We start from the raw sequence: 243 nt of genomic DNA on the forward strand, positions 1-243 counted from the left end.
GCCGGCGTCTCCTCCTTCGGCATCTCCGGCACCAACGCCCACCTCATCCTCGAAGCACCACCCCAGCCCAACCCGGTCGACCAGGAAAACCAGGAAAACGACGGGAGCGAAGAAGGCAACGCGGACTCTGAGACCGAAGCCGCCGCGCCTTCCGTCTTCGCCTGGCCGGTCTCGGCGAAGACCGAGACGGCCCTGAGTGCCCAGGCCGCACGCCTCCTCGACCACGTCCACCGGCACCCCGAC

General features: G+C 68.7%; 1 protein-coding gene. It reads left to right on the top strand.

Annotated elements, in window-relative coordinates:
* A partial coding sequence (locus tag VT52_RS11305; RefSeq protein WP_143070869.1) for a ketoacyl-synthetase C-terminal extension domain-containing protein occupies window positions 1-243 on the top strand: 243 nt, incomplete at both ends.

It is taken from the genome of Streptomyces malaysiense, from assembly GCF_000980885.2.
GTDB classification, from domain to species: domain Bacteria; phylum Actinomycetota; class Actinomycetes; order Streptomycetales; family Streptomycetaceae; genus Streptomyces; species Streptomyces malaysiense.